At 59.8% G+C, this 7,242-nt stretch carries 5 protein-coding genes; 2 read left to right on the top strand and 3 right to left on the bottom strand.

Going from position 1 to position 7,242, the window contains the following annotated elements:
• Window positions 1-381 precede the first annotated feature (381 nt).
• The gene (locus A6U98_RS26010; protein ID WP_064653889.1) at window positions 382-1,299 is read left to right on the top strand and encodes a recombinase family protein; all 918 of its coding nucleotides are present in this window, start codon (window positions 382-384) and stop codon (window positions 1,297-1,299) included.
• A gap of 1,050 nt (window positions 1,300-2,349) precedes the next feature.
• On the opposite strand, the gene A6U98_RS26000 is transcribed toward A6U98_RS26010, so the two are convergent.
• From A6U98_RS26000 to A6U98_RS25990, 3 genes are all read right to left on the bottom strand, one after another.
• A complete protein-coding gene (locus A6U98_RS26000; RefSeq protein WP_064653887.1) occupies window positions 2,350-3,264 on the bottom strand; it encodes a TniB family NTP-binding protein in 915 nt (304 codons plus the stop codon).
• Window positions 3,261-4,898 carry a Mu transposase C-terminal domain-containing protein gene (locus A6U98_RS25995; protein WP_064653891.1) on the bottom strand — a complete coding sequence of 546 codons (1,638 nt, stop codon included), beginning with the start codon at window positions 4,896-4,898 and terminating at the stop codon, window positions 3,261-3,263. Before A6U98_RS25995 ends, A6U98_RS26000 begins: the two co-directional genes overlap by 4 nt.
• A gap of 220 nt (window positions 4,899-5,118) precedes the next feature.
• Window positions 5,119-5,853, bottom strand: a complete 735-nt coding sequence (locus A6U98_RS25990; protein ID WP_064653886.1) for a metallophosphoesterase — start codon at window positions 5,851-5,853, stop codon at window positions 5,119-5,121.
• Window positions 5,854-6,151: 298 nt separating this feature from the next.
• On the opposite strand from A6U98_RS25990, the gene A6U98_RS25985 reads away from it, so the two are divergent.
• Window positions 6,152-7,242 (top strand): tyrosine-type recombinase/integrase (locus tag A6U98_RS25985; protein WP_245304575.1); only part of this gene is annotated, 1,091 nt, incomplete at its 3' end.

Below are 7,242 nucleotides of genomic sequence, written 5' to 3'. Positions count from 1 at the left end.
TGTCGGTCGCCCTGGATGACCGGAAATCCCTGGGTTTCCGGCCGTTTTGGCAGATTTCGGCTAGGATCGGTGGAACGGTAGCTGCTCCGCGGGCCGCTCACAGCGGTCCTGGCATTCGGCTATGATGCGGCTTCCCTCATCATTGCTCTGCTCAGCCGACCCTTCTTGCCCCTCTCCTCCTCCGATCTCCTTATTTTCAGGCACTTCCGCCACAGATGGCCGCCAGGGCGCGTTTCACGCTGGTTACGGCCGGATGCCCGTTCGAGGTCGCATTTCGAGTCTGGTGGGGCTGCATTTACCCCATAAAACACGCTTGCAACTGGTCATTTTCTCACGCATTCCTTATCTGTACAAAGCACCCGAAAAGCGCGCGAGAAAACCATGGCAAAACGGCAAGTCGCCAATCCATCGCCGGCCCCAAAACGTCTTATAGGCTACGCCCGCGTCTCGACCGAAGATCAGGTCCATGACGCACAGATGGACGAGCTGCGTGCCGCCGGCTGTGAGAGGATCTTTCAGGAGCATGGATCTGGCGCGTCACGGGCGCGCCCGGTTCTGACGAGACTACTCGGTGATCTTACTGCCGGCGATGTGCTTGTCGTCGTCCGACTGGATCGCCTTGCCCGGTCTGTGAGCCACCTTCTGCAAGTGATCGAAGATCTCGAAGAGCGGGGTGTCCATTTTCGTTCGATCCGCGATCCGATCGATACGTCAACGCCACAGGGCATGTTTTCCCTGCAGGTCCTTGGTGCCGTCGCGCAACTCGAACGAGCGCTGATCGCCGAACGAACCAAAGCCGGCATCAAGGCGGCAAAAGCCCGCGGCAAGCTACCGGGAAACCCTGGACTTCGTGAGCGGCGGCCCGAAGCAATCAAGGCAGTGTCGAAGGCCCGGGAAAAACTCTATATCGACGAGCTGATCTCCACTGCCCAGACTTGGCTCCCGACTGTTCGGCAACTTCGCCCAAAACACAGCTGGGATAATGTCGTGCGGGTACTCAATCGCCGAGGCCATGACTGGACGGTGGAAAGGCTACGTCGCGCCGTGCATCGCATGGTCCGCGAGAAGCTGGCCGAGCCTGAGCTACTGGCGCGCGCTCCCCGTCGCGCGCCGGAAGATCACCTGATGAAGCTCGTCGCAGCGATTGCCATTGCAGATCCCGGCCTGTCGCTGCGCGACATTGCCAGCCAGCTTGATCAGATGGGAGAGCGACCGGCGCGCGGTGGACGCAAATGGCAGCCATCATCCGTTCGCAACCTGTTAGATGAGGCGCATCGGTTCGGCCTTATCCGCCATTGAGAGCCCGGAGCATCAACCTGCCGATTGCGCGACTTCTCGCCCGCCCCGCTTTTGGCGGCAGAGATTTCCAGCAGTCGCTCTGGATGATGTCGGTGGCGAGCTTCCCGTATTCGTGTTCAGGACGGAGTTCCACGGTTGAAGCCACCTGCGTTGGTAAAGGGGCTTGGAGATCTGGGGCGGTGGGCTCGAGCTCGAACTGCCGAAAGGCCTTGCGCGCGGAAGACGGAAGTCGTGGCGTTTCGGCGACCAGCCCAAAGAGCAGTTCTGTGATCGCTGCAATCGTCACTGCCCGCCATGCCGGTGAGAGGCTCATCAGCGGCGCAATGCCCGTGAACGCCGACGGAGGTCGGCCATAGGGTAGGGGCAGACCCAGCGCTGTGATGTAGGGGGGTCCGTCAGAAGTCGGCGCCCAGAAGAAGCGACTTGCCTTGGTGACAAGATCAAGCTCCGGTCCGCCTTTGGCGATAGCGTCGCGGATTACCTTGCCTACCTTGGCTATCTCAGCTTGATAGCGTCGCTGAAAACCCCGCGCTGAGACGACTGCCCCACAATAACGGCAAAACAGCCTGACAACACCGGCGGGTGTCTGCCGAAACTGAAACAAACCGCTGCGAAAACACCGGCCACAGTTATTCTCGAGGCCAGTTCCATGCCGAGGACAGACCACTGCTTCGACGCTTACCCACGATCGCCGACAATAATGATCCCTCCCCTCTTCGGCATCCTCATCAAGGCAGACCGGGCAGACGCCTCTATCCAAGGGATCACCCACAAAAGAGCTCTTGGGCCGCCCGGCGCCTTGCAGTGACAGTCGGTCCAGATCGCCTTCGCGGATGCGACAGGCGCGTGCCCAAAGCCGAATTGCAGATTGATCGGGATGGAAGTCGCTGCTGAAGAAGTCTTGGTTTCGGCCGCCAGGCGTCCCGGATATCCAACTTTCAATGCGCTGTGGCGAGGTGAAATAATGACTTGCGACCCGCCATTGCCAACAACTGAGAAGTTCATCGTCAAGGGGACGAGGTGCGACGGGAAGGAGCCGCACCTGTCTCATTAGCTTGCCTGCCGCTGTAGGCGGCGTTCCGATCGTCGTGCCATGGCGACCAGTGGCAGCACGAGGTTGTCACCATCGAAACTGTCCAGTTTGATTGCCTCCGCCCCAGTCCGGACCGCTTCAACTGCAACGGTCTCGATGAGCCGAAAAATCCGGACCGTGACGCCGTCGGTCATGTCCAGCACCTTGCGCCGCACCGCCGCAGAGCCAAGCTGCGACGGCTCGCGCAAAGGGAGGATACTCCCAAGGCTTGCAAGCAGTTGAGCAAGCTGCTGTGTATTGGACCAGCGCTTGAGATGAAAGGCCTCGAACCGCTCCGCAAGCTGCGGATCCGTCAATAATGCCTGACGCGCCAGATCCGTGCCGGAGCAAATCAGCGGGACTTTGAGGTCATTTGCGAGAAAGCGAATGACATTGAGGAAGATCCGTTGCTGCCGATAGGTCCCAGTCAGCATGGCGTGGATCTCATCGATGATCAGCATTCGCACCCCCATCTTGCGCATCAAGGTGCGGCAAGTGTTCTTCAGACGGAACGTTGCATCTCCCGCCGGACCAGGCGCGCCCATCGCATTGAGAAGCTCACCATATATGTCGCGCTCAACGGGTTCGGCAGGCATCTGCATTGCCACGACCGGCATGGTCGTCACCCCGGTCCCGCGATCGAAAGAGGGTTGGTGATCGCGAAGAAACTTTCGGATGATTTTGGTCTTTCCCATCCCGGTGTCGCCGTAGAGAAGCAGACATGGCATTCGGTCCCGCGGCGGATAGGACAGCAAATCCTCAAGCCGCGCCAACGCTGCCCTCGCATCGGCCGTTTCCAACCAACGATCCGCCCGGATCCAGGCGACCCGTTCTTCGATCCCCAAGTGAGCATATTGTTGATACATCGGCTGCAGATGGCGGTATTCCGTCATGACCACTCCTCTACCGATAACGGCGACAAATCGAGGTATTCGCTCTCGTCGTCATCATCCGTCGTTCCGATCGTATGTCGCTCGGTGGCGGCCAACGCTCGCGCCTGCCTCTCCACTCCTCGACGCATGCTGCGTGTCTGACGGCCGGCCATTTCGACAATCTGCCGCTGGGCTATGATGGTCTCGAAAATCAGGCTTTCGTCGACCGATAGCAGTCCACGAGCTCTCAAAGCGGCAACCGCCTGTTGATGTTCTCCGAGAGTGATCCTGGGTCGGCCGAGGTTTGCAAACCGAACCGGCCAGCTTTCGCCGTTTGGCCGATCGACGAACACGCATGAAATATCCCGGGGATCGTAGCGAACCCGCATTTTTTCCGGGGCACCAGTCCAGGGGCTTAGGACATCGTCCCAATATTTAAGGCCGAAAAGATGCAATCCGTCTCGGCGGATGGCGCGCTCCTCGAAGGGAAGGAAATCGAGGACGAAACGGTGTTCGTCGTAGGGGAGCCGCAAACGTTCATGCCGTGCGAGAACGGCATCCTCCCAAGCCAGACGAGGCGGCGTCTTCAGCGCGCGGTGAATCGCGACGTGATAGCGTCCGACGATTTCGAGGGCCAACCATCGCTCCAACTCGTCAAAGGTCATGACCGCATGCTTTTGTGGATCGTAATCGCCGCGAGAGGCGATATCACCCGACGTTGAGCCGGGCAGGAAATGAACTGCTCCCATCATAGTTCCGATAAGCCGCTCGATGTGACCGCCGTAATGTGGTCGGGCAACCGGCCGGTGGATGAGATTGATGCCATGCTCAGCCACGCCCCATGCGAGGGCCCTTCCCCGGAACTCCCGAGCATTATCCAGATGAATGGCAGTGGGTAGGCCGTAGACCGGCCAGTCGCCGATCACATTTCGCTCAGCAAGCCACGGCGTCTTCGGTAAAACCATGTGCTGGATGGCTAAGGCCACGGATGTTGACGATGGATGTTCGAGGCTCAGATAAAAGCCGGCCACCATGCGGCTGGCGATGTCGATTGCCAAGGTCAGCCAGGGACGCTGTAGCGGTTGGCGGTTTACAGCATCGACGACGAAAAGATCGACCAGCGTGTGATCGATCTGCACAATCTCCATCGCGTGCTGTGCCGAATATTCACCGACGACGGCGGTGAAGCGCTGGCGTGCGGCCGGTGCACCCTCCCGGATTTTGGTCAGCTTTTGCCGGTCGACCTGATCGATGCGAACCTTCACTGCCTTCCAGGAGGGGGCCGGCAGGTTTCGCTCGCGGCAAACCAATCGAACATGGTCGTGGACGGCGGTGACTGTCGGCCGCTCGCGGCGGCAGTAGGTTTCCTCTATGGCGAAGGCAACAGCATCCTCCTGTTCCCGAGATAGGAGCCGCCTCCCCTTCTCTGGACCGGGCGTCTCATCCAGCAGTGAGCTGGTAACCGGCTTTCGCCGGAACTGGGCGAGTAACTGATAGAACCTAGTTGGCTTGAGGCCTAACTCCCTGCACGCGGCGAATCTCTCAGGGCCGGTCAGGTTCTTTATGAAAGCGATGGGCCGAATGACGGCTTCGCGGGCCAAAGCCTTTTGCCAAGCTGTCTCGCTGATGAGCATTCTGTCAGGCGTCTGCGCCATTGAGACCTCCTGGCCGCGCACCCGGTCCAGCTCGATCAATCGCTGCTGATCTTAGAATGCTCCCCAAAAATGACAGTTGGACGACGCCAGGAATTGAAAGGCATTCTACAAAGAACGGCTGCTTGTGGCCGTGAGGGGACTGTCCGATGTTGGGGTGCCGTAGGGCGAGAGCCGACATCCAAACGTCTCGGAATGGGGTCCGAGTTCGGCCCTAAGCGGTTCAGACGCCTACGTGACTGCTGACCAGTCCATCAGCTGCGAACCGATGAACCATAATCATCGGTGGATCATTCACGGCAGGAACGCTAGGGCCTCCAAACCAAAGTGGGTTTGCGGCGCAGATCGACCCGCAAATGTGAGTAGGAATTGCCGCCAGTGCCGCGCTCATAGGTCGGTGTACGTGACCGGACGAGATTGCCAGTGGTCTAAGGGAGCGCTGGGTCAACATTGCACTTAGCTCCTCTCGTCCCTGCGCGATCACCGCGTCCATCGGTGGAATCCCGCATGGCACGACGTGGTGGTGCGTAAAGATGAGCGTTGATTGTGCTCCTGGCAAATCCAAAGCTTGTTTCAGCCAGTCCAGATGTTGGGCGACGTCACCAGCCGCCGATCCAGACAGGCTGGTGTCTAATCCCACCAACCGAATTGTGCCAAACTCGGCTCTGAAATGAACTGCTTCGCAGTTGTCGACCTGACCGTGACGGTTGGTGAACGCCGAGCTAAGCGCATGCCGATTGTCTGAATTTCCTGGCACCACCAAAACAGGACAATTCAGCTCATTAAGGCGACTCCCGATTTCAGCATATCCCTCGATCCATCCCTCATCGATAAGGTCTCCGGAAACCACGATAGCATCAGGCTTGACTTCGGCAAGCCATGACACCGCGCGAGCGAGACGCGACATGTTGTCGTTGCCCGGCGCAGCGTGAATATCGGAAACCTGCGCGACGATCATTTTGCACCTCCTAAACTCGTTATTCCACCATAGGGGCGAATGCCGGTCTTCGGAAGACGCTGTAGAGCCTAGCAATAATGCTCGATGGGATCGAGACACGACCGCTCGCGACAAGTCAGACTATGGCCGCACTGAAGGCGCATTCCGGTCAATCTGAAAGATTCCACTGATCCTGGCAGGTAATAAACCGTATCTCTACAAGAAAATTGATTCCGCTGAATCAAGCTGATCGACACAGCGAGAATCGCAGCAGATCACGGTCCTGGAGACCGCTGAAACCCGCTATTGTGGAGCCTCCGTGGCAAAACCCAAGACATCACTGACCGCCGTCAAGCGTCGCGCCGAGGAGCTCGACACGATCGCCGCCGTGCTGCCGCTGGAACGCCGCGACGAACTCGCCGAGCTGCTCACCGACCACGACGTCGAGACGCTGCGCCATCTCGTCAACCAGGGCATGGGCGACAACACATTGCGGGCCCTGACCTCGNGCGACGAACTCGCCGAGCTGCTCACCGACCACGACGTCGAGACGCTGCGCCATCTCGTCAACCAGGGCATGGGCGACAACACCCTTCGCGCCCTGACCTCTGATCTCGCCTATCTTGAAGCCTGGGGACTGGCAGCGACCGGACGATCGCTGCCCTGGCCGGCGCCCGAAGCGTTGCTGCTGAAGTTCGTCGCGCATCATCTTTGGGATCCGCAGCACCGGGAAACCGACCCTGATCATGGAATGCCTGTAAATGTCGACGACAACCTTCGAAGCCAGGGGTTTCTCAAGTCCGTCGGCCCGCACGCGCCAGCCACCGTGCGCCGGCGGCTGGCGAACTGGTCGACGCTGAGCAAATGGCGCGGTTTTGACGGCGCCTTCGCCTCCCCTGCCCTCAAGTCGGCCATCCGCCTTGCGGTTCGCGCCGTCCCCCGGACGCGGGGTCGCAAGAGTGCCAAGGCGGTGACTGGTGACGTGCTGGCAAGACTGCTGGCGACCTGCGCGAGCGACAGTCTGCGCGATCTGCGGGACCGGGCGATGCTGATGGTCGCCTTTGCCTCAGGTGGCCGCCGGCGCAGCGAGATTGCCGGCCTTCGTGTTGAGCAGCTGAGCCCTGAGACTCCGATCGAGATGCCGGACGGGCCTCCCCTCCCCTCTCTCGCCATTCACCTTGGCCGCACCAAGACGACCACCGGCGAGCAGGACGATATCGTCTATCTGACCGGTCGGCCGGTAGAGGCGCTCATCGCCTGGCTGCAGGCTGCGAAGATCGACAATGGCAGTGTGTTTCGGGCGATCGGGCGATGGGGGACTGTTTCGCGACGGGCGATCGATCCGCAGTCGGTCAACGCGATCATCAAGCAGCGGGTGGAACTGGCTGGATTAGACCGTGGGGAGTTTTC

This window comes from Rhizobium sp. WYCCWR10014 (assembly GCF_001657485.1).
Classification (GTDB): domain Bacteria; phylum Pseudomonadota; class Alphaproteobacteria; order Rhizobiales; family Rhizobiaceae; genus Rhizobium.
This window is presented reverse-complemented; position numbering and strand designations above follow the sequence as displayed.